Below are 26,833 nucleotides of genomic sequence, written 5' to 3' on the forward strand. Positions count from 1 at the left end.
TCAGGGCCCGCCGCAGCCTTGCAACTGCGCGCGCAACTCGGCCTCGCGCGCAAGCAGCGGCGGCTGGTCGCTTTTGAAGGCGCGGCCGAGCTTGTGCTCGTTCTCCGTCCAGTCCTTGCGCAGTGCGGCGCAGGTTTCCTCCGCGCTCATTTCGCGGCATTGATCCTGCACGAAGGTGTAGTAGCCGGAAACCATGGCGGAGTTGGGCTTGGCGTTGCCCATGTGGTTGGCCGCGGTGTACTGCTCGGTCAGCGGCATGGGCAGGCCCACCATGCCCAGTGGCGCGTAGTAGCCGGGCGGATTGCCGTTGCGGCTGGTGTACGTCTTGCCGTCGGTGGCGCGCACGCACCGGTACAACACGGGGATCGGTGCGGCAGGCGGCGGTGCTGGCGGCGGCGCCTCGGCCTCGGGTGGCGGCGGGGTGTTGTCGGCGGGCGCCGGCAGGGGCGGTGGTGCTGGCGGTGGCGCGTCGAGGGCGATCTGCCGGCCGTGGCCGCCGGGGCAGGGTGTGGACTGGTAGCTGGCCTCGCCGTGCGCGCCGGCGCACCGGTACACCGTCTGCGCCGCGCAGGGCGCGCACGCGGCGGCAGCGGCCAGCAGGAGCAGGGCGGGCAGACGCGGCATCGTTCGCTCCACGGCCATGCCAGGCTCTCAGAAATCGGGTTCGTGTTCCTCGGCGGCCAGGCCCAGCGTTACCGCGCCTTCGCCCACGTTGACCATGCCGGTGATGCTCATCGGCGCTTCCAGCAGGGCGACGCCGCATTCCTCGCAGGCCGCGCGCAACTTGTCGTAGCCGGGCAGGCTGGACAGCACGGCGAGGTCGCCGCCGTAGCTCACGCATACCATCGGCACGATCAGGCCGGCGCGCACGCGGGCGGCGGCGTAGTCGAACAGTTGCTGCGCGCCCTGCTCGAAGCCGCGCGCCTTGCCCACCGGGCCGGTTTCGCCGCGGAAGCAGCGCAGGATGGGCTTGATGTCCAGCGCGGTGCCCAGCATTGCGCTGAACAGGCCCACGCTGCGGTCGTTCTTCTTCTTGGCGCGCGCGCGGATGTAATACAGGTCGCGCGGCATCATGTAGCCATAGCTGTGGTTGGCCACGTGGTTGAGCCGCTCGCGGATCGCCGCCGGCGGCATGTCCGCGGCGATCAGCCGCGCCGCCTCCCACGCCACCGGCGCGGTGCCGGCGAACAGGTTGCGCGTGTCGATCACCCGCATCAGGAACTGCCCGGGGATGCCCGCCGGCTCGCGCACGTCGCGGTAGCTGCGCAGCACGGCGAAGCTGGCGCGCATCACGTTGTCGTGGATCGGGCTGCGCGTGGCGGTGACGGTGAGGCAGAACACGCAGTCCTGCTCCAGCACCAGGCGTTCCATGAACAGCTTCTGCACCTCTTCCGCCGAGGTCGGTTCGGTTTCCGCCGAGTGGCTGCGGCTGCCCAGGCGGCGGTCGACGAAACGCTGCACTTCCGTCGGGTCGCGGTTGTCGGTGAAGGTCTCGTCGTCCACCTTGATGGTGACCGGCATCACCGTGATGCGGTGTTCCTGCAGGAAGGCCTGCGGCAGGTCGCAGGACGCGTCGATCGTCAGTCCCATGCGCATGGGTTCACCCCCTCGAAAGGCAATCGCAACATAACACGGCCCTGCATGGCCGGCGCCATGGATAATGGCCGTGAACCCGGAGGAACCCGCCGGCGTGGCGTCGCCGGCAACTCAGCACAAGGCAACACCTTATGAAAGACAAGCACGAGATCGTCTCCAACTGGCTGCCGCGCTACACCGGCACGCCGCTGGAGCAGTTCGGCCAGTACGTCCTGCTCACCAACTTCGGCCACTACGTGGATCTGTTCGCCGAATGGCACGGCGTGGAGGTGCAGGGGCGCGACCGCCCCATGCCCAATGCCACCGCCGACGGCATCACCCTCATCAACTTCGGCATGGGTAGCCCCAACGCCGCCACCGTGATGGATCTGCTCGGTGCGATCAAGCCGCACGCCGCGTTGTTCCTCGGCAAATGCGGCGGGCTCAAGAAGAAGAACCGGATCGGCGACCTGGTGCTGCCGATCGCCGCGATCCGCGGCGAGGGCACCAGCAACGACTACCTGCCGCCCGAAGTGCCGGCGCTGCCCGCGTTCCAACTGCAGCGCGGCGTCTCCACCATGATCCGCGACCTCGGCCACGACTACTGGACCGGTACCGTCTACACCACCAACCGCCGCGTGTGGGAGCACGACGAGGCGTTCAAGGATCGCCTGCGCCTGACCCGCAGCATGGCGATCGACATGGAGACTGCCACCATCTTCGCCGCCGGCTTCGCCAACGAGATCCCCTGCGGCGCGCTGCTGCTGGTGTCCGACCAGCCGATGATCCCCGAGGGCGTGAAGACCGAGGCCAGCGACCGCACGGTCACCGAGAAATACGTCGATGCGCACATCCGCATCGGCATCGAGGCGCTCAAGCTGGTTCGCCGCAACGGCCGCAGCGTGAAGCACCTGCGGTTCGAGGAGGATGGCGAGGAGGAGTGAGGCGGCGATTGTCTGGCATCTATTCGGTATAGGCGTTCGATCGATCGGCTGAACTCTTTCATGGAGCTTGGTTGGGTAACTAGACTGCTGGTGTGGCCGAGGCGTCATGTAAGCTGGGGCGTTGGTCGGTGCTTATTCGGCACAGACCACCATGACAAGGTGCGGGAGCGTACGTATCGCTTTGATTCTGGTGTGCAAGTTAATTTTAAGTTAACATGCGCGACATTTACGCTATAAACGATTGATTCAAAATGCTTTATTTTTTAATGCGAAGGATGTTGCGCGTGTGAAAAGTGTGCGCTACCCGGTTTGAAGGTTACCGGCAGCATGTGATTTGTTGACAACTTGTAAAGTTGGCGTTCAAATCCGGGGGCCTGGACATGGGGGTCGGTTGTACTGGCGTTGACCAAGATTGGGTGACCTAACCTTGGACACGGGAGTTGACGGCTGGTTCGTGTTCCTACTGCGGCGATGCCATTTTTGCCATTCCTGACGGCGACGGTTGAGTAACGGAACGCTGCGATCTGGGTAACGAGTTGCAGGCTAGAGGTGCCGCCGCTGGCCAGTATTTTCAAGAACATACGAGAGGGTACCATTTATGAATCTTGGGGTTTCGAAACTTTCCGCGTCCGTCCGCCTGGCGCTTTCGCTGGGTGCCGTCGTGGCATTGGGTGCCAGCACCACGGCTTTTGCGCAGGATACGAGCGGCCAGCAGAGCGGCCAGCCCAGTCAGTCCAGCGACCAAAAGGCCAAGCAGCTGCAGACGGTGGTGGTTACAGGCTCGCTAATCCGCCGAGTCGACGTTGAAACGTCCAGCCCGGTCGTGACCATCGATCGCGCGGCGATTGAAGCTACGGGCAAAATGACGCTGGGTGATCTGGTGCAGCAGCTGCCGGCAATGACCGGTGGCGCGGTTAACCCGCAGGTCAACAATGGCGGTGGTACGGGTGGCTCGGCCATCAACCTGCGCGGTCTAGGTGCCAACCGTACCTTGATTCTCGTCGATGGACAGCGTGTGCTGAACACCGATCCGAACTCGATTCCAGCCAACATGATCGAGCGCATCGAAGTGCTGACCGATGGCGCTTCGGCGACCTACGGTTCCGATGCGATTGGTGGCGTGGTGAACTTCATCCTGCGTCACGACTATCAGGGTGCACAGTTCACCACGAATGTCGGTCAGTCCGATCACGACGACGGCGAGCAATCGGGCTACAGCTTCACTTTCGGACAGACGTCCGACAAGGGAAGCATCATGGGTGGCATCGAGTACAACAAGCAGGATGGCGTGGAGGCGGGCAACCGCAAGTTCTCCAAGAATTCGGTGTCGCTGTATGGCACCAATGGTACCGGCCCATCCGCACCACAGCCGGTCACGGCAAACATTGGCGGTTCGTCGTCCTCGCCATATGGTCACATCCAGCTGCCGGCAGGCCTTGCGGCAACGTTTGGTTGCGGCTACGTGGCGTTGAACCCGGGCGGCAACAGTCAGGTGGTCAGCACGGCCAATTACCACTGCTACCAGAACAACGGCGCGCATAGCGACAAGTACAATTATGCGACAGTCAACCTGATCATGACCCCGCAGGAGCGAACGAATGCCTTCCTGATGGGTACTTACAACCTGAGCGACAACGTTCAGGCGTACGCGAATGCGTACTTCAACAAGACCTCGTCTGAATTCCAGTTGGCTCCTGCCGTGTATGGCTCACCCTACGGTGCGGACATCTCGGCGGACAACTACTGGAACCAGTTCGGTACGGAGTTCTCGCAGAGCACAAATGCATTCACTGCGCGTCTGAAGTCATTAGGCAACCGCGCTACGGCTGTCGGCATTAACAATGCGCAATTCAATGTCGGTTTCAAGGGTAGTTTTACGGTCTTCAATCAGGACTGGAATTGGGATGCTGGCCTTGACTATGGCCATTCCAATACGGTTACTACTACCCGTGGCTTGCCCAACACGAGCAAGCTGTATACCGGCGCCTCGTATATGGGCGCTGCCGGTTTGGCCTGCGTGCCGAATGCCACGACGGCGGCCCAAGGCTGTCCGACGGGCGTCACCGAAAGCATGCTCCAGTTCAATCCGTTTGACTTGAACTCGGCTGGTTCCGTAGCGGCTCTGCAGGCGGCGGGTGTGCCCGCGGTCAGCAACTCGTATAGCCAAGAGAAGGTCTGGCACGCAGGTATCAATGGTGGATTGTTCGATTTGCCGGCGGGTACCGTCCAACTGGCAGCTGGCGCGGATTATCGTCAGGAGCACCTGACTTCGGTCGTTGATCCGTTGCTTAACATCGATCCGGCTACCGGTACCTGCGTGCTGGGTAGTCAGTGTAGCTCCAGTCTGGCGGGTGGCTACAACGTAAAGGAAGTGTTTGCGGAAACCTTCATTCCAGTGCTGTCTAACCTGCCTGGCGTGAAGTCGCTGAACATTACCATTGGCGACCGCTATTCGCGTTTTAGTACTTTCGGCAGCACGAACGATTTCAAGTTTGCGCTGGAATACAAGCCGATCGATGATCTGTTGCTGCGCGGCACAATGTCGCAAGTGTTCCGTGCTCCTGACATTAGTGAAGTCTACGGTGCTCCGGCTAGTTCGGCGCCGAAGATCGCGACTGATCCTTGCACAGGCTACACTGGCTCGCCGGTGGATCCTGCTTGTGTGAACGTGCCTACTTCTGGCCCTGGTGCTCCGTTCATCAACAACAACGTGGTCACTGGTACTCAGCTTAATGCGATCACCTCAGGCTCCAAGTATGCGGGCTTTCCGATCAAGCCGGAGCAGGGTAAGTCGTTCGACGTTGGTGCGGTATACAGCCCGTCGTGGGCTCCGGGCCTGTCGGCTACCGTCGATGTGTGGCATCTGTACCTGAACGATGACATCACCAGCGTCAATTCACAAGAAGTGCTCAATCTATGCGCTGGGGGGCAGACGGAGTATTGCCCGCTGATCACTCGTAACGCGACACCGGGCGTGAGTCAGGGTCAGATCATCAGCATCCTGCAGCCAACCGCCAACCTTGGTACCCTGAGTACCGGTGGTATCGACATGTCGATGAGGTACAAGCTGCCGCAGTTCGCATTCGGCCAGTTCACTATTGGCCTGGATGCCACTTACCTTAAGTACTACAATCAGGAAACAGCGCCGGGTACGGCAGGTGACGTCGTCTTCCATGATGCCGGTCATTTCCTGTCGTACGGTTCGGCGCCGGAGGCTTCGTGTCCGGGAGCCGGTACCTGTCTGTTCCCGCGCTGGCGTGCGCAGGGTTTTGTAGACTGGCAGATGGGTAACTGGAGTGCCTCTTGGCGCATGCGCTATATCGGCCGCTTCCAGATGGGTTCTCAGGTGGCGTCGCAGGACGTGCATCCGGATGGTGCCTGCTACTGGCAGGGTAAGCCGAATCCAGCCGGCGGTGTCTACAACTGCACGATCGCTGGCGCGGAGTACAAGTATGCTGCAACCGTGTACAACGACCTCTCGTTTGGCTACAACATCGAACCGCTCAACACGCGTGTCGATTTCGGCGTCAACAATGCCTTCGACAAGCAGCCGCCGGTCATGTATGCGAACAACACACTCAATGCCAACACCGATCCGAGCGATTTCGATCTGATGGGTCGCTACTACTGGGCTCGCGTGACGGTCAAGTTCTAAGTCGCGGATATCTGCGTTAATCTTGAGGGCCGCGTGAGTCGATCACGCGGCCCTTTTTATGCCATGACCCCAGAATCCACCCGATTGATCGTCGCCTTCATGTCGGCCGGCAATCCGCTAGAGGCGGAACGCCTGTGCCGCGAACAATTGCGCGTGCAGCCAGATGATGAAGATGGGCTGCTCTTGCTAGCGCTGAGCCTGCAACGCCAAGAGCGACAGATAGAGGCGCTGCATGTATACGCCCGGCTGGCTGATCTGTTTCCCGACAGCAGCCTGCATTTGTGCAATTACGCAACAGCCTTGCGCCAGACGGGCTCTCTGACCGAGGCAGAGGCCACCTATGTCTTGGCGATCCAAAGGGATTCACACAACATCAACCCGAGGATACAACTGGGTCTGATGCTGCTGGAGCGACGGGATTATCTAGCAGCGCGTGACACGCTGCTCGACGCATTTGAACTTGACCGGAATCTGCCATTGGTGCGCATCCAGGCGGCGCGTGCTTGCGGCCTGTGTCAGGATTTTCAGGGTGCCGAGGATCTGTTGAAATCGTGGAGCAGCTGGTTGCCGCTCAACGACGATGCTCTACAGCTCGAATTGGCCAGACAGCTTAATCTGTTGAGCGATGCACCGGCATCGGCGGTGCTACTGGAAGACCTGGTGAACAGGAATCCGTCACAAGCCGAGGCACGGTTGCTGTTGGGCGGTATATACGAGCGATTGAATCGAGTTGAGGATGCAAGGAGGATGCTGGAGTCGGTCGTTGACAACAAGGCTGTCGCGGCAATAAGCGGAACGTTCTCCAACGAGGTCAACCATCTGCAGGCCACGTTGGCTTTGCGTGACGGAGACGCACGAGCAGCTCGGGGGCTGCTTGAATGCAGCGGCCCGCGTCACATGAACGACTACACTCATTATTTCGATTTGGCCAAGGTCTACGACAAGCTGGGCGAGCCTGCTCTGGCCATGCAGTCCCTGCGTCGTGCGCATGAGGTACAAGCGGAAGAGCTCAAATATGCTGCGCCTGAGCATTTCGTATCGGATGCCCAAGCTCTGCCCGCAGCGATTCCGAGAGTAAGCGCCGAGAATTACGCGTGCTGGCCTCGGCTTATCGCGCCCGATGCGCATGATTCGCCAATATTCATCGTGGGCTTTCCGCGCTCTGGCACGACATTGCTTGAGCAGATGCTTGATGCACATCCGGGTCTGCAGTCCATGGATGAGAATCCGTTCTTCAACCGTTTGGCCGACAAGCTGCGCAATCATCATCCAGGTATCCTGTCGAATCTCGATCTGCTGAAGCAGCGTGACTGCGACGAATTGCGCAAGCGTTATCTGGTAATGGTTTCCGAGACGATTCATCGCCGGTGGAGTGCACAACTGGTCGACAAGAACCCATTGAACATGTTGTGGGTGCCGCTAATCCATCGACTCTTTCCCAGGGCGAGGTTCATCTTGGCTCTGCGCCACCCATGTGACGTGATCTTGAGCTGCTACATGCAGAATTTTCGTTCCAGCATCCTGGGGGCTGCTTGTTCAACTCTCGAGCGGTTGGCTACAGCGTATGTGCAGGCGATGCAATGCTGGTTGGAGGACGAGCGTATTTTCCAACCGCAGGTGCTAGTGTCGCGCTATGAGGAGCTAGTGACAAATTTTCCAGAACAAACTCGGCGCATTGCAGACTTCTTGATGCTAGAGGACGCGGATCCGATGCAGCAGTTCGATCGGCACGCACGCGACAAGGGTTACATCGCGACACCGAGTTACACCCAGGTCATTGAGCCGGTGAATCGCAAGGCCATGAACCGCTGGCACCGCTATCGCCGCGAGTTCGAGCCAATACTGCCCATACTCGAACCGATGCTGAGGCATTGGGGGTATTTAGTCGATTCGGCGTCGAATTGATAAAAGCTGGCTAGTATCAGCAAAGCTAATGGCTGGTACAGCGCCTCATATCGCGCAATTGAGAAGATTCGGTTCGGGTGTACAACATGAGTGATTCCACTGATCGGCGTTGGCATCGGGTACAGCGCTATCTTGCTGAGGGACAGATCGCGGCGGCAAAGGCCGCACTGGAATCCCTATTGCAGCGCGAACCTGGGCACCTCCAAGCCATGCTTGCATTCTGTGGCATTGATCGTGCCGAGGGCCGTATACGGAATGCTACGGAACGCGCATTGATCGTCGCGCAGAACCTGCCTGCGAACGGCGATCTGGCGGTCGACACGGCAGAGACATTGCGACAACTTGGTGAGACGGTGGCTGCACGCCGTTGTCTGGATCATCCGGCATTGGCGGAAGTGGCCGACGATGCCACTCTGATGCGTATGGCCATCGTGCGAAAGTTGCTGGGTGAACACTTAGAATCGCTGATGCTCTTCAACAGGGCTGCTGCGAGAGGCCTAGGGACGGTAGATTTCCGTTTCGAACGCGCGCAAGGGCTGATGTCCAACGGGTTTATGGAAGAGGCGGAGGCAGAGCTGCGAACCTGCCTGCGCCTGGCCCCATGCCATGGGCAGGCGGCACTGATGCTATCGCGTGCGCGTCGGCAGACGCTGCAGGACAACCATCTGGACGACTTGCGACGTCGTCTGCGTGAGGTCGTGTATGGTTCTGAGGATCATGGGTCGCTCGAGTTCGCGTTGTACAAGGAGTTGGAAGATCTGGGCCGTTATGACGAGGCATGGGATGCGTTGGCGAGTGCCAATGCCATCATGTATGCGCGTCAGCAGCATGATCCGACGTATGCTTGGCAGTTGTTTGGCCGCCTGATTGATCGCTGCACATCGGAATTCCTGCAGGCTCATGACGCTTCCAATGATGGGCCACAACCGATTTTCATCATCGGCATGCCGCGCTCGGGGACTACCTTGCTGGAGCGCGTGCTCAGCAATCATTCGCAGGTGACGTCGGCGGGCGAACTCAACGAATTCGGTCTGCAGTTGCGCTGGGAAGCCAATCACCGCGTCACTCTGGACGAACATGTGGTAGAGCACCTGCCCGAACTGGACTATGCGCGGGTCGGGCGTCGTTACCTCGAGCAAACCCAGTGGCGCGCACAGGGGGCGAGATTTTTCATTGACAAGATGCCGCGCAACTGGATGCTTGCCGGGCTGATCCATCGTGCATTGCCTGGGGCCCGCATCTTGAATCTGGTACGCGATCCCATGGACGTGTGCTTCTCCAATTTTCGCACGCAGGTAATGGGCGACCTGTTGCCCTGGGGCTATGACTTGTATGCATTGGCCCAGCATTACCTGCAGTACCGACGTGTGCTCGAGCATTGGCATGCGGCCATGCCGGGAAAGGTGCTTGATGTGTCCTACGAGAAATTAACGCGTGAACCGGAAGCGACCGTACGCATGGTGCTCGAGTACTGCGGATTGGCATGGGAGGAAGGATGCACGGACATCACTCGCAACAAGGCCGCGGTCGCTACCCTAAGCCAGGTGCAGGTACGTGAATCGATCCATTCGCGTTCTTTTGAAGAATGGCGTCGTTACGAGCGACAGTTGCAGCCTTTGAGGGATATGGTCGTCACCTGATTGCGCCTGCATCGGGTATTGTGGCATGTGTGCCCTTGGTCTTTCAGCGTGGCGCGTGGGTCTTGTGCGCCGCCCGGCTGGATCCAGCGTGCAGTAGAGATGCTCGTGACTTAACCCATATGAGTGAATGTCCGTGAAGTTGCCAGTTCCATTCATTCAATTACCGTTGCAGTTTGATGCCATGGTGCTTGCGCGGGAAATCGCGCAGTTCGGTGAAGATGCTTGGCGAGAGCATCCGCAAAAATATCCTGGCAACCTGTTCTTGCCCCTCATCGCGGCAGATGGCGACCCCGACAACGAGTCTTTTTCTGGGTTGATGCGACCTACACCTTATCTGCTGAAAAGTCCCTACTTGATGCAGGTGCTCTCGCAGATTGGCGCCGTGTGGGGACGTACCCGCCTGATGAAACTCACCGGCCAAGCCGAGGTTTCGCCCCACTTCGACGTGAACTATTACTGGCGTGCACGTGCGCGTGTCCATGTGCCCATCCTTACCAAGCCGAGCGTGCGATTCATCTGCGGAGATGCCGAAGTCAACATGGCGCCGGGTGAGTGCTGGATTTTCGATACTTGGCGTCAGCATCACGTGATCAATGCCTCCGATGACGAACGTATCCATCTCGTGGCCGACACAGTTGGCAGCGACGAGTTCGGCGAGTTGGTCAGGAATGGTCGAATGCCTGGCAACCACGAGTTGGAGGGCTGGCGCGCCGAGATCGTTGCGCCGACCGGAGAAATGCATCCGCCTCTGCGCTTTGAATCCGTCAACATACCCACAGTGATGACGCCTTGGGAGATGCGCGAGCACATCACTTTTCTGCTGCACGAGACGCGTCCGCATCCACAGCTCGAACTGGTGAAGCAAGTCACCACCCGGTTTTTATCTGCTTGGCAGGCATTGTGGTTTGAATATGGAACCGACCCAGCCGGATTGCCGGCTTATCGCAAGGCGCTGGCTACCTACGAGCAGTGGTTGAGGAATTCGGTGCCGTCGCTGCGCTTGATCAACGATTCACCGCTGGTGGGGGCAATGAGATTGATGGTGTTGTCGGTGGCCGTTGCCGATAGCGGAAATGCTGCATCCAGTGGCGATGAGTTGCGTCAAAGCGCCGCACCTAAGGGAGTGGTGTTACGCTCCGCTGGAACGACGCTCGATCCAGTCTACGATCGCCCGGTGTTCATCGTGTCACCGCCACGTTCCGGTTCGACATTGTTGTTCGAGATTCTGGCTCAAGCTCCGGGCCTGTACACCATAGGCGGCGAAAGTCATGCGCTGATCGAGCGCACGCCTGGCCTCAGCGCGAGGGAACAAAGCTATGAATCCAATCAACTCGATGCTGCGACGGCGACGCCAGAGCTTGCCGAGACGTTGCGGCAACGGTTTTTGTCCGAGTTGCGTGATCGCATAGGTCAGGCACCAGATCGACATCCGATGCGGATGCTGGAGAAGACGCCCAAAAATGCGCTGCGCATCCCCTTTCTCGTAAAAGTTTTCCCGGAAGCCCGTTTCGTCTATCTGTACCGCGATCCGCGTGAAACCCTGAGTAGCATGATCGAGGCATGGCAGTCCGGCGGCTTCCGCACCTACCCCAATTTGCCGGGCTGGGTCGGGTTGCCGTGGTCACTATTGCTGGTGCCTGGTTGGCGCGATCTCATCGGACGGCCATTGCATGAGATCGTGGCGGCGCAGTGGGATACCACCACGCGCATCCTGCTTGATGATCTGGCGGCATTGCCATCGGATCGTTGCCATGTAGTGCGCTATGAAGCCTTGATTGCCGATCCCGTGGCGGAAGTGGCACGTCTGTGCGGTGAACTCGATCTTGCTTGGGATCGTCCGCTTACTCGGGTGTTGCCCCTCTCTCGCTATACCGTTACCGAGCCTGTGCCTGGTAAGTGGCGCAGGCATGAGGAGTTGATCAACCATGTGCTGCCGGGTTTGCAGGCCACGATGAACCGCGCCGAACAGTTCGTCGTCGCTGTAGTAGGGAGAGACGTAGGCGGGGTGGCGGCTCAGAACCGGCTCAGCTCCGGTACGTAGGGGAGGTAGTTTTTCCAGCGGCCCACCGATGTAGCGTAGATCGGCTGGCGTGCTTGCCATACGCTGGCCGAACTGATCGCGGTGGGGGCGGCAGGCGAGGGAGTGGTGGCGGGCGTGGGCAAGCCGATGAATTTCCACAGCGTATCCAGCATCGCTGCTGGATTATCGACCATGGACTCGTAATCGAGTTGGTGGATTGGCATGTTCAAGCGGTGTTGCCAGTGCCCCATCAGGCGGTCATGGCCTCGGATGAAGTCGGCGATGTCATCCAGGTCACTGGCGAAGCCGTATTGCGGATGTGCAAAGCTCTGCGACCAGATCGACAGAGCGGCATCGCGTGGACTGCGACGGCAATGGATGATCTTGGCTTGCGGGAACAGCGTCGCGATCAGGTCAAGGTAGCGGAAATTGTTCGGATTCTTGTCGATGTACCAGTGCGCCTGCGGGTCGTCCTGGACGGCATGCGTCCGATACAGATCGGCGGCTTGGCGCAAGGCGTTGCCATCGCGCAGCAGATTACCGGACAGTAGTTGTCCGGCAATGAAGTCGAGCATGGGTAATTCGCCGCGGTCGCGAGTATCCGGGTGCCCGGCGAGTCGCGTTGCCGCCAAGGTGGTGCCGCTGCGCGGCAGGCCAACGATGAAGATCGGCACGAAATCGGTTGTTTCGGGCAGGGGTCTTTCGAGCACGCGCGAGTGCGTGCGGATATCCAGCCAACGGGCCCATATCTCGCGCGACCAGGGTTGCGCCAGCCGTGAAAGCCGGTTGGCTGCGCGCAGGGTATGTGCCGCATACGCATAGTCGCCGATGTCGTCGTAGGCCTTGGCCAGGCCGAGGCCCGTCACTGCACGAGCATGCAGGGAGCCAGCTGGATGCTCGAAGTGGGCGATGAGGCGCGCAAAGTCCGGGTCGGTGCGGTTCGTATAGCGTTTGGTGGCAGTCAGAGCCCCAAGCACAAACCAGGTGTCGAGGTCGACCCCGGCTTCCAGCGCCGCGTAGTAGTGCGTACGCGCAGCCTCGAACTCGCCCAGTTCGCGAGCCAGATTGCCAGCCAACGAATGTAGTTCAGCGTTGGAATGAGTGCGTGCAATGGCTTCTTCACAGAGTGCCAATGCCAGTGGCTGACGCTGGCATTGTTGGATGAACTGGGCACAGCGCAAGGCAATTGCCGTATCCAGGCCCGAACGACGACAAAGGTTGGCCATCAGTTGACTTGCAGCATTGAGCTTGCCTTCGCTTTGCAGCAGCTTGGCCAGTAACACGGTCGCTTCCGAGTGTGTCGGATAGTGGGATAGGATGCTGTCTACCAAGGCGCGCGCCGGTACGACTCGACCTTGCTCCCACAGGGCCTGGGCATCGCGGAGTCGTGCTGCATCGTTGGGAGGAAGAGATGTCGGCGTCACGTGGCGAGGATGTCAAGCTATGGTCGTTGGAAAGAGCCGCTGCCGAGATCTAAATTGATGCTGCGCTGACGCAGCGATGGACGTTGATGCCTGGTGCTGTCATCGATCCGGCAAGCGCAATAATTCAGGGATATGGGGCGCGTAGAAGCGCCAGCGGGTTATGGAGTTCGTATGAATCGGCTGGCGTGCTTGCCACGCGCTGGCGGTGCTGATTGCATGATCGTCGCTTGTGGCCGAGAGCAGATTGTGTTTTGGCAGGCCGAGCCAGTGCATGAGCGCTTCCAGGCAGGAGCCCGGTTCGGCAATCAACTCCTCGTAGCGCACGACACGAATCGACGCGGCATGGCGCGTGAGTGAATGCGTGATCAGGCGTTCGCACCCCTGTATGAGAGCGGTGATGTCATCGAAATCGTAGGCATAATCATGTGCGTTGTCATGGAACGATTGCGACCAGAGCGACAGTGCTGTGTCGCGCGTGTTGCGTCGGCAACAGATGATGCGTGCATTTGGCCATAGCGCCAGGATCAGTTCGGTGTGCAGCAGGTTCAAGGGTTGCTTGTCGATGAACCAGCGTGCGTCTGAATCATCCTGGCGCAGTTGTGCTGCATATATAGCGGCCGCGCTCTCGAATGCAGCCGGCGTCCTGGCGCCGCTTGCTTCGAGTTGTCGTGATACGGTTGCCACCCAACCCAGCTCGCCGCGATTGCAGACCAGTGGATGGCGTGCGAGCAACTCTGCCAGCAACGTGGTACCGGAGCGCGGTACGCCGACGATGAACAGTGGAGCCCATCCCTCCGGTGCGGTCAGCCGGCATGGTGGCGGAGTGGCCGTCAAGCGTGCTTCGACTAGGCGTCGCCAGCGTTTGCGTGACCAAGTCGAGCTCGCGTGGGCGAGCATATTGCCTTGGCGCAACCAGTGCGTTGCCCGCGCGTAGTCGCCAATGTCGTCGCAGGCTTTTCCCAGGGCAAATAGGGTCGTCATGCGTGCCTGCTCGCTCAAGTTTGGTAGCTGCAGTACGTCACGGAACAACTGGAAATCAGCATGGCTGGTGTTCTCGTAACGCTGCAGGCCGGACAAGCCGATCGGGATGTTCCACTCCACAGCCAGCGAGTTATGTGCCAATGCGAAGGCATACCGTTCACGCACGCGGTCGAAGTGGCCGAGTTGGATACCCAGCATGCCGGCATAGGCGTGGATCCGCGGGTCGATGCAGCCGGCGGCGATTTCGGCCTCGCAGATCGCTGCAGCATCAGCTGCTCGTTGCATGTCATCGAGCATTTCCACGGCCCTGATGAGCGTATCGGCATCCTGTCGTGCGTGTCTGAACAGGTCGCGTATGGCTCGGGTCGCGGCATGCATGCGGCCTTGCCGACGTAGCATGCCAGCCAGCAGGAAGGTGGCGGCGGCATGTGTCGGTTGTTGCTCCAGTATCTCACGCAGCAGGGTCTCGGCCGCCATTGTGTCACCGGCCTGTTGCAGGATGCCAGCCAAGGCGAAACGTATATCGATCGATTTGGGGTGTGCGACGGTCGCGGCAGACAGCACCGCGTGTGCCGTAACGATATCGCTGCGCAATACGAGTGCGCGTGCACAATCCAGCCACGCCGCTTCGGATGCACCTGCGAAGGTTTCCAGCAGCGTGTCTTCGGCGTCCCGCATGCGCCCTTGGTTATGCAGCGACCGGTAGGTGGCCAGGCGATGTTCGACTGCATCGGACAACGATGCGGCAGCGGTAGTCATCGGATATCGCCCTGTTGCCATGGTGGCAGACCCAGCGCGGCCCTCAGCGGATCAAGCAGGGCGCCGTAACGAGGCGCGCGAGAGGTGTCGTGCAGCGGTTGGCGCACCTGGGTCGCGCTCGGTGAGCGCACTTCGCGCCGGTTCTCGTGGAAGTGCAGGCAAGCCGGCTCAAACGGCAGGCCGCAGAAATCCAGCAGGCGGCGGATGTGGCCATCCGGGTCGGTCAGCAGTTCCTCATGGACGTGTTCGAAGACGTGCGCCGGGTGCAGCTCGCGCCAACGCCGCACGCTACGGTCGAAATCGCGCCAGAAGCCTGCCAAGTCCTCGAAGCTGCGCGTGTACTCGTTGCCAGCCAGGTGTTGGCGGTAGCAGGAAAAGCAGGTTTCCAACGGATCGCGGCGACAGACGATGACTCGGGCAGACGGCAGCATGGCGCGGATTGCGCCGACGTACATCCAGTTGTTCGGTAATTTGTCGAGCGAGATTGGCCGCTGCCGGCGCCAATGCGCGGTGCGCTCCAGGTAGCGTTGCCCTAGACGCTCCCAGTCTATCGGTTGCATCTGGCGCACCCATTGCGGGAACGGTATGCCTCGCCGGCGTGATTCTTCGCCAAGGACTTGCGGGAGGTCGGCCAACTCGCCGGCACCTTCAACCGAGGAGTGTGAGGCGAGGATCTGTTCGACCAGAGTTGATCCGGAGCGGGGCAGGCTGGCGATGAAGATCAGCTCACGTCCCTGTGTGCCGGTGGATGCGGGGGGCGGTGTGAATTGGGAGAGGATGGCGTCCACACCGTTGGAGAAGGACTTGGCATCCCAGCGCTGCCGTTGTCGCGCCAAGGCATTGGTGCGCTCCAAGGTGGCCAGCGACTCGGAGAGGCGGCCCGCTTCGTCCAGTGCCTTGGCCAGCGCGAAGCCGGTTGCCACCAAATCGTCGACGCTTGCCCTGTTTTCGTGCAATACGGCTTGCATGCGGTTGATTTCGTCGTGGCCGAGGAATCCACCCCGCAGTTCCGCAAGACCCCACCAAGCCATGCCGGTGGCTGGTTGCTCGGCAAGCAGGCGGCGGTATTCGGTGGCAGCCTGTTCGATCTTGTTGGTGGTGCGCAGCAGGTCGGCCAGCAACGCCCTTGCATCACGATGCTTCGGTGCCAGCGAGACGGCGCGTTGCAATACGGGCAGGGCCTCGTCGTTGCGTACACTGCGGATCAACATCAAACCTAGATTGTACCAAGCGAGTGCGAATCCCGGTTGCAGCGTACAGCACCGGCGTAGTGCGGCGATGGCCTCGTCGTACAGGCCAGCTTCGCCCAGCAGGCTACCCAGCGTGTTGTGATAGAGCGCATCTTGCGGGCGTTGCGCTATCGCTTGCCGCATCGTGCGGATGGCCAGGTCGCGTTGAGCACGCATGCCAAGGGCGCCGGCCTGTAGGCGCAACACTTCGGGATGCTGCCGCTGTGCTGGTGCCACCTTCTGCAATTGCTGCTCCGCTTCCGCCGCTCTGCCGGCATCCAGCGCGGCGGCAGCGGCCATGACGTGCTCGGCGTCGATGGATGTTAGTCCGTGCAGACGGGAAGTTGGCTGGGTGTTGGGCATGAGGGTTGTCGCGGGAAACCAGCAGAGGCTGTGCACAGGCGTCCAGCGTCCTGCGGAAGGGCGCGTGGTCATCGTATTATGCCCGTTCGCGTAGCGGCCACCGCGATGCAATGTGGCCGCCCAGTCCCTGTAAAGGCCATCATGAACGAATCGCCCTCACCAATCCTGAAGGATCACCGGGAGCGCGCCAGATTTGCGCTGAAGTATGGTGATGAGGTCGTAGCGGAGCAGGCGTTCACGCGGCTGGTCGACCTCGAGCCGCATGATTTGGAGGCGTTGCAATTTCTCGCTGCACGTCATCTCGAGCGCGGCGAGGTGGGCAAGGCTATCGGGCGGTTGTTGACGGCTCATCAAGCGCATCCGAAAGTGCCGGGACTGCTGCATCAACTGGGCGCAGCGCGGATGCAGGGAGCGGATTACGCGGGGGCCGTTGGCCACTTGCGCCATGCCTTGGCGTTGGCGCCGGGGATGTTCGTGGCGCGCCTGAGGCTGGGCGTGGCCTTGGAGCAACTAGGGCAGTCGCATGATGCATTGGTGGCATATTTCGCGGCAATCAACGCGGCGCAGGCGCAGGGGCGTTGGCTAAGTGACGCGACCACGGCGCTTGGAATCCGCGAAGCAGTACAGCATGCAATGCGCTACGTGGATGCCGGGAGGCATGCCTTGTTCAATGGCATGTTGGAGCCGCTGCGACAACGCTACGGTGTTTCCGAACTGCGACGTGTGGAGCAATGCCTCGCAATCTATCTGCACGAGCAGCCGGCAAACCTGCCCGATCCGCGCCAGCAACCCAAGTTCCTGTACTTTCCCGGTATCCCGAGCCAAACCTACTATCCGCGTGAACGCTTTCCCGAGTTCGAGGAGTTGGAGGTGGGTGTTGAGACGATTCTCGGTGAGCTGCGCGTGGTGCTGGAGCAGCCAGGAGATCTGGAGGCTTTTCTCGGAGCCGGCTCACAGGAACAGTTGGCCACCATGTTGCGCGGCTTCGGTGAACAGCGGGCAGCATGGGATGCCTATTTCTTCTATCGCCATGGTCAGCGATACGACGTGCACTGCGAAGCTTGCCCCAGAACTACGGCACTGGTCGAACGGATGCCGCTGTCACGTATCCGTGACCATGGGCCGGAGGCGTTGTTTTCGGTTCTGCGCCCCGGCACCCACATACTGCCGCACCGAGGTGTCACCAACACGCGCCTGGTGACCCATTTGCCGTTGATTGTGCCGGAGAACTGCGCGCTGAACGTGGGCGGCGAGCTTCACGAATGGGAAGTGGGCCGTTGCGTCACTTTCGATGACACCTTTGAACATGAAGCCTGGAATCGCAGTGGGCAAACCCGCGTGGTGCTGATCATGGATTGCTGGAATCCCGATCTCAGCGAAGCCGAGCGTGCCGCTGTCGCCGAGCTGGTCGCCGGTATCGGCGACTTCAACCGCAGTTGCGAATTGCCGGCGGATTGAAATCGCTACGTTCTCGTGAATTTCCCCGGTAGGCAATGTGTGAGCAGAGCTTCCGGCTGATTGATCTGGATACTGGAGCGACACAGGGTTGCCCACGGGGCCGCGGCAACCCTGCTCTTAAAGTGGCCGGGTTCGTCGAAAGTGTCCGAAACTATCGGGAGGATAGACGCTGACTGGCGTATGCCTCCTGGCGATCACGCTTTGTCGAAAGCGCTGCCCCACGCTTCCATCCCGCCTGTCACGTTGTGCACGTTGCCGAAGCCATGCGCGGCGAAGCGCTCGGCCACGCCCTGGCTGGAGATGCCGCGCGAGCAGATGAAGGCGAGCGCGGTGTCCTTGGGCAGGGCGGCGAGTGCCTCGTAGCCTTCGTCTTCGAGGATGCGTGCCTGCGGTAGCGAGGCGAGCTGCGCGCGGGCAGCGGCGGGGCGCACGTCGACCAGGGTGATGCTGCCGGAGGCGAGGCGCTGCTGCAGCTCCTGCACGGTCAGCGGCTTCACTTCCTGCGCGCCGGGGAATTTCAAGCTCAGGCCTTCGCCCTGCACGGTGGACACCCAGTCGATCACGATGCCCTTGGCGCGCTGGGCGCTGGCGGGATCGAAGTGCACTTCGAGGCCGTTGGCGTGGGCCACGATGTCGTGCTCGCTGGCGGGGGCGAGCTGGAAGCCGGCGCTGTGGTCGGGGCCGATCTCCAGGTGCAACGCCAGGCCCTGCGCGGTGGCGGTGCCCTCGCGGATGGCCTTGGCGGCGGCGTCGGTGATGGTGATTTCCGGCGGTGTGCGATCCGGGGCGGCGACGCCGAACAGCGCGTGCAGCTCGCCGCTGCCGTACATCTGGCGGATGATGTCGGCGCCGCCGACCAGCTCGCCTTCCACGTAGAGCTGCGGGATGGTGGGCCAGTCGCCGTAGGCCTTGATGCCCTCGCGGATCTCGGGATCCTCCAGCACGTTCACCGTGTGGTAGTCGGGCAGCAGTTCGTTGAGCGTGTTCGTGGCGGCGGCGGAGAAGCCGCAGGCCGGCGCGTGGCGGTTGCCCTTCATGAACAGCACCACGCGGTGGCTCTTGAGCAGGGATTCGATGCGTTCGCGGGTGGTGGCGTCCAGGGACATGGGGGAGGCTCCGGCAAAGAAGGCAATGATACCGCCTGCCGATATGCCGGCGCCGCGGCGCGGCTTCAAGCCGCCAGCATGTCGCGAACCACCGGCAGCGCGGCTTCTGCCCACAGCGCGTATTGCGTGGCGGAGGGGTGCAGGCCGTCGTCGGCTAGCAGGGCGGCGTGGCGGCGCGAGATGGCCGTGATGTCCACCCAGCGCGCACCCAGTCGCAGGGTTTCCTCGTGCGCGACGGCGTTGTAGGCGTCCAGTTCGGCAGCGATGCGCGCGGTGTCGCGGCCGCTGTCCCGCGCGAACGGGCTGACGCCCCAGTCGGGGATCGACAGCACCAGCGTGCGCCCGGGATGGCCGCCGGCCAGTGCGATCGCGCGTTGCAGCAGGCGGCGGAATTCCTCGCGGTAGTCGTCCACGCCGCGGCCGCGGTACTGGTTGTTGACGCCGATCAGCAGGCTGACCAGGTCGTAGGCGGGCGCGAAGCTCGCGCCATCCATCGCGGCGGAAAGCTCGTCGGTGGTCCAGCCGGTGGTGGCGAGGATGCCCGGCTCGGCCAGCACCTTGCCTTCGTCGCGCAGCAGCGCGGCCAGTTGCAGCGGCCAGCGGCCTTCGGCCGGCACGCCTTCGCCGATGGTGTAGGAATCGCCGAGGGCGAGGTAGGTCAGCGGCATGCGGATCTCCTGCACTTCACTTCTCCCTTCGGGAGACGCGGGGAGGTGCCAAGGATGGCACCGCTTTGGGGAGCGAGGAAGGCGGCCCAAAGGGCCGGATGAGGGTATGGGCGAAGCGGCGAGGGCAGCCGAACCCTCACCCCAACCCCTCTCCCGATGGGAGAGGGGCTTTGGGCATCACGCCGCGGCGACGCGGCGTGGTTGCTCCGCCGCCATGCGCGCCAGCACCCGCTCGATGCGCGCGAACACCTCGCGCAACTGCGCGGGCTGCGGCAACAGGGTGAGGCGCAGGTGGCGGCTGGCCGGCACGTTGAAGCTGGAGCCGGGCACCACCAGCACCGATTCCTCCTCCAGCAGGCGCAGCGCGAACGCGTTGTCGTCGAAGGCGGGAAGGGCGTCGGCGCGGATCTGCGGGAAGGCGTACAGCGCGCCGGCAGGCGCGACCACGTCGAGGAAGGCGCTGGCGGCCACGCCGTCGAGCACGGCCTTGCGCGCCTCGTGCAGGCGGCCGCCCGGCGCGGTGAGCGCGGTGATGGTGGGTGCGTCCCGCAGCGCGGGGATCACTGCCCACTGCGCGGTGACGTTGGCGCACAGGCGCAGCGCGGCCAGCAGCTGCAGCGCGTCGCGGTAGTCGGCGCTGCGCGCGGGGTCGCCGGAAAGCGAGAGCCAGCCCACGCGGTAGCCGCAGGCGCGGTGCACCTTGCTCAGGCCGCCGAAGCTCACGCAAGGCAGTTCGCCGGCCACTTCAGCCAGCGGCTGGAACGGCGTGCCGTCGTACAGGATCTCGTCGTAGATCTCGTCGGTCAGCAACAGCAGGTTGTGCCGCGCGGCCACCGCCACGATGCGCTCCAGCAGCGCGCGCGGGTACACCGCGCCGGTGGGGTTGTTCGGGTTGATCAGCACCAGCACGCGCGTGCGCGGCGTCACCAGCGCCTCGATCTCGTCGGGATCGGGCTGGTGCCCGTTCTCCGCGAGGCAGCGGTAATAGCGCGGCTTGCCGCTGTTGAGGATGGTGGCGGCGCTCCACAGCGGGTAGTCGGGGCTGGGCAGCAGCACCTCGTCGCCGGGTTGCAGCAGGGCGCGCAGGCTGAGGTCGATCAGCTCGCTGACGCCGTTGCCGATGAAGATGCGCTCCACGTCCACGTGGCGTGCGCCACGCGCGCGTTGCTGCGCGGCGATGGCTTCGCGGGCGGCATCGAGGCCCTGTTCGTGGCCGTAGGCCTCGCTGTCGCGCAGGTGGCCGGCGATCGCTTCGCGCAGGTGCGCGGGCGTCTCGAAACCGTAGCGGCCGGGGTTGCCGATGTTGAGCTTGATGATGTCGTGGCCGGCGGCTTCCAGTTCGCGCGCGCGCCGGGTGAGTGCGCCGCGGATCTCGTAACGCACGTCCGCGAGATGTGAGCTGGGTTTGATCGAAGCCAACGCCGGAATCCTCATGGGGTGGATCGACGTCGATCCTAGCAGCGTGGTGCGGTGCAGCGCGAGCCGTTGCGCGGGCATTTCCCGGGCAGGGCATAATCGGGCCACTTGTCGAAGTCCCCAGACCCATGAGCGATGCGGAAACGTTAGAGCGGCTGAGGCGCATCGGCTGGCGCGGCGAGGCACTGCCTGCGGCCGGCCGCAGGCTGGCGCGCGTGGTGGCGCAGCACCGCGCCGGCTACGAACTGCACGACGGCGAGCAGAGCTTCGGCGCGCAGCCGGCCGGGCATTTCCTGAAGCGCAGCCTCGACCCCGGCGAGCGGCCCGCGGTGGGCGATTTCGTGGAGATCGAGCCGGGCCAGCCGCCGCACATCGTCGCGGTGCTGCCGCGGCGCACCGTGCTGTCGCGCGCCGCCGCGGGCGAGCGCTACGCGCGGCAGGTGATCGCCACCAACATCGACTGCGTGCTGGTGCTCACCGGGCTGGACGGCGACTACAACCCCGCGCGCATCGAGCGCTATCTCTCGCTGATCGAGGATTCCGGCGCGAAGCCGGTGGTGCTGCTCAGCAAGACCGACCTGCACGCGGACGCCGCCGAGCGCATCGCCGAGCTGCGCGCGCGGCTGGCGCCCGGCACGGCGATCCACGCGATCAACGGCAAGGACGCGGCCAGCACGGCGCAGCTCGCGCCCTACCTGCAACCCGGCGACAGCGCGGTGCTGGTGGGTTCGTCCGGCGCGGGCAAGTCCACCCTCACCAACACCCTGCTCGGCATCGACAAGATGGCCACCGGCGCGGTGCGCCACCACGACAGCCGCGGCCGCCACACCACCACCCATCGTGCGCTGCTGCAGCTGCCCACCGGCGGCTGCCTGATCGACACGCCCGGCATGCGCGAATTGAAGCTCACCGGCGAAGAAAACCTCGACCTGTTCGCGGACATCGAGGAGCTGGCCGAGACCTGCCGTTTCGCCGATTGCGGCCACGGCAGCGAACCGGGTTGCGCGGTGCAGGCGGCGCTGGACAGCGGCGAGCTGTCGCCCGAGCGCTGGCGCAACTACCTCAAGCTGCGCGACGAGCGCGAGGAGCAGGCCAGCACGCTGGAGGCCAAGCTGCGCCGCCAGCGCGGTGGCAGGCCGATCGAGCGGCCGCACGCGCCGCGCGGCAAGCGCGAGCGGGACTGACAAGTATGGATTCCATGCGAAACGGCGACGAAGTTGCACGCAAGGGGCGCCGCAGCCAGTTCTGGTTCGGCGTGGGGATGATGCTGTGCGGGCTGCTTGTCGCGGTCGGCGCATGGCGCGAGGTCGCGCATCACGACGGCCTGCTGCTGGTGATCGCGCCAGCCTCGGCGATGCCGTCGCTGGCCGCGTTGCTGGCCCGGCGCGCGGCGCGCGACAGGAACAAGAAGCTGCCGTGACGGCCCCCGACCTGCAACACGTCACCGCGCTCGACCAGCGCCTGCTGGCTGCGGTGAAGGGCATCCACATCCTGCCCACGGTGGCGTGGCCGGCCTCGCTGGAAAACCGGCTCATCGATGATTTCGCGGCGGGCCGCTTCGCCCTGCCCGAGGTGCGCTACCAGCGGCCCGACCTCGCCGTGGCCCGGGCCGAGCTGGAGGCCATCCAATACGAGGCGCTGGAGCAGGGCGGCGCGCTGGGCGAATACCTCGCGCGCACGGCCGAGTCCTGGCGCATCGCGGCGGAGATGCTAGAGGTGGTGGGCACGACGCAGGTCACCGAGCCGTCGATCCTGCTGTATGGCCGCCCCGGCGACACCATCCCCGGCAGTCAGCGCAGCAACCTCGACGCGGCGCGCTATTTCGTGGAGCTGTCGGACGAGCTGGGCGCGGGCCTCGACGCCGACGACGCGCGCGAGGGCATCGATGCCGAAACCCTGCGCGACGAGATGGCGCGCACGCTGGACGATTTCTTCGGCGCGGGCCGGGTGAAGGTGGAGATCGACCCCGAGCTCACCGCCAAGGCCGCCGCCGGCGCCACGCGCATCCGCCTGCGCGGCGGCGCCAGCTTCAGCGACTACGACCGCCACCAGCTGCTGGCGCACGAGGCGCTGGTGCACACGCTCACCGCGCTCAACGGGCGCGCGCAGCCGGTGCTGGCCTCGCTGGCGCGCACCTCGCCGCGCGTCACCGCCACGCAGGAGGGCCTGGCGGTGTTCGCCGAGCTGATGTCCGGCGCGATCGACATCGCGCGGCTGAAGCGCATCAGCCTGCGCATCCTCGCCATCGAGATGGCGCTGGACGGCGCAGACTTCGTCGAGGTGTACCAGTTCTTCCACGCGCGCGGGCAGGGCGTGGCCGACAGCTTCCATTCCGCGCAGCGCGTGTTCCGCGGCGTGCCGCCGACCGGCGGCGCGGCGTTCGCCAAGGACAACGTGTACCTCAGCGGTCTGCTCACCGTGCACACCTTCTTCCGCTGGGCATTCCGCGAACGGCGGCTGGAGCTGCTGCGCTGCCTGTTCGCCGGCAAGCTCACCCTGTCCGACGTGGTGGCCCTGCAGCCGTATTTCGAGTCGGGCGCCATCGCGCCGCCGCGCTGGCTGCCGCCGTGGATGCAGCACGTGCACGGGCTGGCCGGCAAGCTGGCGTTCTCCGTCTTCATCAACGGCATACGCATGGGCAAGGTGGGCGCGGACGACCTCGCGCGCGGCGTGTAGTCAAGAGCCTGTTCACGATCTCCAAACACCCCGCGTTGCCATCGAGTGGCCGCCAGGTGGTAGGGCGTGGCGAAGCGCCTGCCTGGCTGGCAGGTCAAGCCGCGCGCTGCCGCATGGTGGCCACTCGATGGCAACCCTTCGGGCCGGGTCTGTTTGCCCGCATGCCGGTGTCATCACTCGGTCGTGGACGGACGTCCACTCCCTCCTTCTTCCTTGGCCTGCGCGCAAACAGCTCCCGGCGCGGTGCGCTTGGAGATCGCGAACAGGCTCCAATAGCCCGGTGCTACCATGTCGCGAGCCGCCTCGCGGCCCTCCGGATCCCACGAAAAGCCCCGTCCATGACCCATTCCGAAGACCTGCGCCGCGCCGCGCTCGAATACCACCGCCATCCGCGCCCGGGCAAGATCAAGGTCGCTCCGACCACGCCGCTGCTGACCCAGCGCGACCTGTCGCTGGCCTATTCGCCGGGCGTGGCCTATGCGTGCGAGGCCATCGTCGAGGATCCGAACGCGGCCAGCGAGATGACCGCGCGCGGCAACCTCGTCGCCGTCATCACCAACGGCACCGCGGTGCTCGGGCTCGGCGACATCGGCCCGCTGGCCGGCAAGCCGGTGATGGAAGGCAAGGGCGTGCTGTTCCAGAAGTTCGCCGGCATCGACGTTTTCGACATCGAGTTGAACGAGCGCGATCCGGACAAGCTGGTGGACATCATCGCCGCGATGGAGCCCACCTTCGGCGGCATCAACCTGGAAGACATCAAGGCGCCGGAGTGCTTCATCGTCGAGCGCAAGCTGCGCGAGCGGATGAAGATCCCGGTGTTCCACGACGACCAGCACGGCACCGCCATCATCGTGGGCGCCGCCATCGTCAACGCGCTGGAAGTGGTGGGCAAGAAGATCGAGGACGTGCGCATCGCCACCACCGGCGCCGGCGCGGCCGGCATCGCCTGCCTGGACATGCTGGTGGCGCTGGGCGCGAACCCGGAGCACATCCTGGCCTTCGACCGCGAGGGCGTGATCTACAAGGGCCGCGACCATCTCGACCCGGACAAGGCGCGCTACGCGCGCGACACCGGCAAGCGCACGCTGGCGGAAATCGTCGATGGCGCCGACGTGTTCCTCGGCCTCTCCGCCGGCGGCATCCTGAAGCCGGAGATGGTGGCCACCATGGCCGACAAGCCGGTGATCCTGGCGCTGGCCAACCCCGATCCGGAGATCCTGCCGGAAGACGCCAAGAAGGTGCGCCCGGACTGCATCGTCGCCACCGGCCGTTCGGACTACCCGAACCAGGTCAACAACGCGCTGTGCTTCCCGTACATCTTCCGCGGCGCGCTGGACGTGGGCGCCACCGGCATCAACGAGGCGATGAAGACGGCCTGCGTGCGCGCCATCGCCGAACTGGCGCGGATGGAGGCCTCCGACCTGGGCAGCGCCTACGGCGGCGACGTGCCCTCGTTCGGCGCCGACTACCTGATCCCGCGCCCGTTCGACCCGCGCCTGCTGGTGATGCTGGCGCCCGCGGTGGCGCAGGCGGCGATGGATTCGGGCGTGGCCACGCGACCGATCGCGGACATGGACGCGTACAAGGAGAAGCTCGGCCAGTTCATCTACCGCACCGGCCTGATCATGAAGCCGGTGTACGACCGTGCCCGTTCCGACCCGAAGCGCGTGGTCTACGCCGAGGGCGAGGAGGAAACCGTGCTGCGCGCGGTGCAGTCGGTGATCGACTACAAGCTGGCCTTCCCGATCCTGATCGGCCGCCCCGACGTGATCGACATGCGCATCCAGCGCCTGGGCCTGCGCATGCGTCAGGGCGTGGACTTCGAGCTGACCAACATCAACGACGACCCGCGCTTCAACGACTATTGGCAGCAGTACCACGCCATGACCGAGCGTCGCGGCGTCACGCCGGACGCGGCCAAGGCCCTGATGCGCACGCGCACCGCCCTGATCGCCGCGATGATGGTCGAGCGCGGCGAAGCCGACGCGATGATCTGCGGCCTGGTCGGCCGCTACCACAAGAAGCTCGGCTACCTGCGCAGCGTGTTCGGCCTCGACCCCGGCGTGTCGTGCACCTCGGCGATGACCGGCGTGATCAACGACAAGGGCGCCTGGTTCTTCCTCGACACCCACGTGCAGGTCGACCCCTCCGCCGAGCAGATCGCCGAGGCCACGCTGCAGGCGACCTATCGCCTCAAGCTGTTCGGCATCGAGCCCAAGGTGGCGTTGCTGTCGCACTCCAACTTCGGCAGCCACGACAACCCCAGCGCGGCGAAGATGCGCAAGGTGCGCGAGATCCTCAAGGCGCGCGCGCCCAAGCTCGATATGGACGGCGAGATGCAGGCCGACACCGCGTGGGACGAGGCGCTGCGCAAGCGCATGTTCCCCGGCACCACGCTCACCGGTCGCGCCAACCTGTTCGTGATGCCCAACCTCGACGCCGCCAACATCGTCTACAACGTGGTGCGGGTGATGACCGACGGCGTGGCGATCGGGCCGATCCTGATGGGCGTGGACAAGCCCGCGCACATCCTCACCACGGCCTCCAGCGTGCGCCGCGTGGTCAACATGACCGCGATCGCCGCGGTGGATGCGCAGATCCGCGCCGCCCGCAGCTAGCGCGCTGTCGAAGACGGCGCGCTAGCTGCGGGCAAAGTGGCGAGGCTCGGGTTGAAACCGGACGTTGCTGCGTCTTGAAACGCCGGACAGGCGAACCCGCTCACCACCTTCGCCTCCTCTCCCCTCCGGGACGCGGGGAAGGGCCATGGATGGCCCTGCTTTGAGGAGCGAGGGAGAGGATTGAGGTGAGGGGTGGGTGCTCGTGGAGTCGCGTCATCGAAGCGCGCTTCGTAGCCTGCGTATCCTCAGCGTCTCCCCTCACCCCAGCCCTCTCCCCGAAGGGGAGAGGGAGAAAGCATGCGTGCCATGCGCTGCCGCATGTCGTTGTAGACGGACGTCCAACTGGCAGTGCCCCGCCGCGAAAGCTAAACTCGGGCGTCGGCCCGCCGCTTCCCC

18 protein-coding genes are annotated in these 26,833 nt (G+C 63.5%); 10 read left to right on the forward strand and 8 right to left on the reverse strand.

All coding sequences use genetic code 11. The features are described 5' to 3' along the window. The gene (locus tag ACZ5Z2_RS01455) at positions 1-624 is read right to left on the reverse strand and encodes a DUF4124 domain-containing protein (protein WP_464760203.1); all 624 of its coding nucleotides are present in this window, start codon (positions 622-624) and stop codon (positions 1-3) included. 27 nt (positions 625-651) lie between these two features. Continuing rightward, the gene (locus ACZ5Z2_RS01460; RefSeq protein ID WP_464760204.1) at positions 652-1,596 is read right to left on the reverse strand and encodes a DegV family protein; all 945 of its coding nucleotides are present in this window, start codon (positions 1,594-1,596) and stop codon (positions 652-654) included. A 131-nt stretch (positions 1,597-1,727) separates the two neighbouring features. Between ACZ5Z2_RS01460 and ACZ5Z2_RS01465 the strand changes: the two genes are divergently transcribed. The 5 genes from ACZ5Z2_RS01465 (at position 1,728) to ACZ5Z2_RS01485 (ending at position 11,760) form a co-directional block, all read left to right on the forward strand. Then, the gene (locus ACZ5Z2_RS01465; protein ID WP_464760205.1) at positions 1,728-2,519 is read left to right on the forward strand and encodes an AMP nucleosidase; all 792 of its coding nucleotides are present in this window, start codon (positions 1,728-1,730) and stop codon (positions 2,517-2,519) included. A gap of 598 nt (positions 2,520-3,117) precedes the next feature. Continuing rightward, a complete protein-coding gene (locus ACZ5Z2_RS01470) occupies positions 3,118-6,174 on the forward strand; it encodes a TonB-dependent receptor plug domain-containing protein (protein WP_464760206.1) in 3,057 nt (1,018 codons plus the stop codon). Between the two features lie 63 nt (positions 6,175-6,237). After that, positions 6,238-8,079 carry a tetratricopeptide repeat-containing sulfotransferase family protein gene (locus tag ACZ5Z2_RS01475; protein ID WP_464760207.1) on the forward strand — a complete coding sequence of 614 codons (1,842 nt, stop codon included), beginning with the start codon at positions 6,238-6,240 and terminating at the stop codon, positions 8,077-8,079. Between the two features lie 86 nt (positions 8,080-8,165). Then, positions 8,166-9,719 carry a tetratricopeptide repeat-containing sulfotransferase family protein gene (locus ACZ5Z2_RS01480; RefSeq protein WP_464760208.1) on the forward strand — a complete coding sequence of 518 codons (1,554 nt, stop codon included), beginning with the start codon at positions 8,166-8,168 and terminating at the stop codon, positions 9,717-9,719. Between the two features lie 127 nt (positions 9,720-9,846). Next, a complete protein-coding gene (locus ACZ5Z2_RS01485) occupies positions 9,847-11,760 on the forward strand; it encodes a sulfotransferase (RefSeq protein WP_464760209.1) in 1,914 nt (637 codons plus the stop codon). On the opposite strand, the gene ACZ5Z2_RS01490 is transcribed toward ACZ5Z2_RS01485, so the two are convergent. From ACZ5Z2_RS01490 to ACZ5Z2_RS01500, 3 genes are all read right to left on the reverse strand, one after another. Then, positions 11,733-13,022: a sulfotransferase family protein gene (locus ACZ5Z2_RS01490; protein WP_464760210.1), complete on the reverse strand. Its 1,290-nt coding sequence runs from the start codon at positions 13,020-13,022 to the stop codon at positions 11,733-11,735. The two genes, ACZ5Z2_RS01485 and ACZ5Z2_RS01490, sit on opposite strands and share 28 nt — an antisense overlap. Before the next feature lie 240 nt (positions 13,023-13,262). After that, positions 13,263-14,903, reverse strand: coding sequence for a tetratricopeptide repeat-containing sulfotransferase family protein (locus ACZ5Z2_RS01495; RefSeq protein ID WP_464760211.1), 1,641 nt, complete (start codon positions 14,901-14,903; stop codon positions 13,263-13,265). Then, positions 14,900-16,495 (reverse strand): tetratricopeptide repeat-containing sulfotransferase family protein, encoded by a 1,596-nt coding sequence (locus ACZ5Z2_RS01500; RefSeq protein ID WP_464760212.1) that lies wholly within the window; start codon positions 16,493-16,495, stop codon positions 14,900-14,902. Before ACZ5Z2_RS01500 ends, ACZ5Z2_RS01495 begins: the two co-directional genes overlap by 4 nt. A gap of 141 nt (positions 16,496-16,636) precedes the next feature. Between ACZ5Z2_RS01500 and ACZ5Z2_RS01505 the strand changes: the two genes are divergently transcribed. Next, on the forward strand, positions 16,637-17,953 hold the full coding sequence (locus ACZ5Z2_RS01505; protein ID WP_464760213.1) for an aspartyl/asparaginyl beta-hydroxylase domain-containing protein: 1,317 nt from the start codon (positions 16,637-16,639) through the stop codon (positions 17,951-17,953). Between the two features lie 194 nt (positions 17,954-18,147). Here ACZ5Z2_RS01505 and grxD read toward each other — a convergent pair whose 3' ends face one another. The 3 genes from grxD to ACZ5Z2_RS01520 all read right to left on the reverse strand — a co-directional run bounded on the left by grxD (position 18,148) and on the right by ACZ5Z2_RS01520 (position 21,146). Next, positions 18,148-19,059, reverse strand: a complete 912-nt coding sequence (gene grxD, locus ACZ5Z2_RS01510; RefSeq protein ID WP_464760214.1) for a Grx4 family monothiol glutaredoxin — start codon at positions 19,057-19,059, stop codon at positions 18,148-18,150. A 65-nt stretch (positions 19,060-19,124) separates the two neighbouring features. Next, positions 19,125-19,727: an SGNH/GDSL hydrolase family protein gene (locus ACZ5Z2_RS01515; protein WP_464760215.1), complete on the reverse strand. Its 603-nt coding sequence runs from the start codon at positions 19,725-19,727 to the stop codon at positions 19,125-19,127. A gap of 177 nt (positions 19,728-19,904) precedes the next feature. Beyond that, on the reverse strand, positions 19,905-21,146 hold the full coding sequence (locus tag ACZ5Z2_RS01520; RefSeq protein ID WP_464760216.1) for an aminotransferase class I/II-fold pyridoxal phosphate-dependent enzyme: 1,242 nt from the start codon (positions 21,144-21,146) through the stop codon (positions 19,905-19,907). A gap of 125 nt (positions 21,147-21,271) precedes the next feature. Between ACZ5Z2_RS01520 and rsgA the strand changes: the two genes are divergently transcribed. The 4 genes from rsgA (at position 21,272) to ACZ5Z2_RS01540 (ending at position 26,437) form a co-directional block, all read left to right on the forward strand. Next, positions 21,272-22,327, forward strand: a complete 1,056-nt coding sequence (gene rsgA, locus ACZ5Z2_RS01525) for a ribosome small subunit-dependent GTPase A (protein ID WP_464760217.1) — start codon at positions 21,272-21,274, stop codon at positions 22,325-22,327. A 5-nt stretch (positions 22,328-22,332) separates the two neighbouring features. After that, complete coding sequence (locus ACZ5Z2_RS01530) at positions 22,333-22,563, forward strand: hypothetical protein (protein ID WP_464760218.1); 231 nt, start codon at positions 22,333-22,335, stop codon at positions 22,561-22,563. Next, positions 22,560-23,819 (forward strand): flavohemoglobin expression-modulating QEGLA motif protein, encoded by a 1,260-nt coding sequence (locus tag ACZ5Z2_RS01535; protein ID WP_464760219.1) that lies wholly within the window; start codon positions 22,560-22,562, stop codon positions 23,817-23,819. The genes ACZ5Z2_RS01530 and ACZ5Z2_RS01535 overlap by 4 nt, the downstream gene beginning before the upstream one ends. Before the next feature lie 338 nt (positions 23,820-24,157). Next, positions 24,158-26,437 carry an NADP-dependent malic enzyme gene (locus ACZ5Z2_RS01540; protein WP_464760220.1) on the forward strand — a complete coding sequence of 760 codons (2,280 nt, stop codon included), beginning with the start codon at positions 24,158-24,160 and terminating at the stop codon, positions 26,435-26,437. Positions 26,438-26,833: the final 396 nt, after the last annotated feature.

It is taken from the genome of Rhodanobacter sp. G1 (assembly GCF_055397855.1).

Excerpts from the sequence above, each read along its gene's own strand:
- ACZ5Z2_RS01485 (WP_464760209.1), top strand. The coding sequence starts at position 9,847 with ATGTCCGTGAAGTTGCCAGTTCCATTCATTCAATTACCGTTGCAGTTT.
- ACZ5Z2_RS01540 (WP_464760220.1), top strand. The coding sequence starts at position 24,158 with ATGACCCATTCCGAAGACCTGCGCCGCGCCGCGCTCGAATACCACCGC.
- ACZ5Z2_RS01465 (WP_464760205.1), top strand. The coding sequence starts at position 1,728 with ATGAAAGACAAGCACGAGATCGTCTCCAACTGGCTGCCGCGCTACACC.
- ACZ5Z2_RS01455 (WP_464760203.1), bottom strand. The coding sequence starts at position 624 with ATGCCGCGTCTGCCCGCCCTGCTCCTGCTGGCCGCTGCCGCCGCGTGC.
- ACZ5Z2_RS01530 (WP_464760218.1), top strand. The coding sequence starts at position 22,333 with ATGGATTCCATGCGAAACGGCGACGAAGTTGCACGCAAGGGGCGCCGC.
- ACZ5Z2_RS01470 (WP_464760206.1), top strand. The coding sequence starts at position 3,118 with ATGAATCTTGGGGTTTCGAAACTTTCCGCGTCCGTCCGCCTGGCGCTT.
- ACZ5Z2_RS01480 (WP_464760208.1), top strand. The coding sequence starts at position 8,166 with ATGAGTGATTCCACTGATCGGCGTTGGCATCGGGTACAGCGCTATCTT.
- grxD (WP_464760214.1), bottom strand. The coding sequence starts at position 19,059 with ATGTCCCTGGACGCCACCACCCGCGAACGCATCGAATCCCTGCTCAAG.
- ACZ5Z2_RS01505 (WP_464760213.1), top strand. The coding sequence starts at position 16,637 with ATGAACGAATCGCCCTCACCAATCCTGAAGGATCACCGGGAGCGCGCC.
- ACZ5Z2_RS01475 (WP_464760207.1), top strand. The coding sequence starts at position 6,238 with ATGACCCCAGAATCCACCCGATTGATCGTCGCCTTCATGTCGGCCGGC.
- ACZ5Z2_RS01495 (WP_464760211.1), bottom strand. The coding sequence starts at position 14,903 with ATGACTACCGCTGCCGCATCGTTGTCCGATGCAGTCGAACATCGCCTG.
- ACZ5Z2_RS01460 (WP_464760204.1), bottom strand. The coding sequence starts at position 1,596 with ATGCGCATGGGACTGACGATCGACGCGTCCTGCGACCTGCCGCAGGCC.
- ACZ5Z2_RS01500 (WP_464760212.1), bottom strand. The coding sequence starts at position 16,495 with ATGCCCAACACCCAGCCAACTTCCCGTCTGCACGGACTAACATCCATC.
- rsgA (WP_464760217.1), top strand. The coding sequence starts at position 21,272 with ATGAGCGATGCGGAAACGTTAGAGCGGCTGAGGCGCATCGGCTGGCGC.
- ACZ5Z2_RS01515 (WP_464760215.1), bottom strand. The coding sequence starts at position 19,727 with ATGCCGCTGACCTACCTCGCCCTCGGCGATTCCTACACCATCGGCGAA.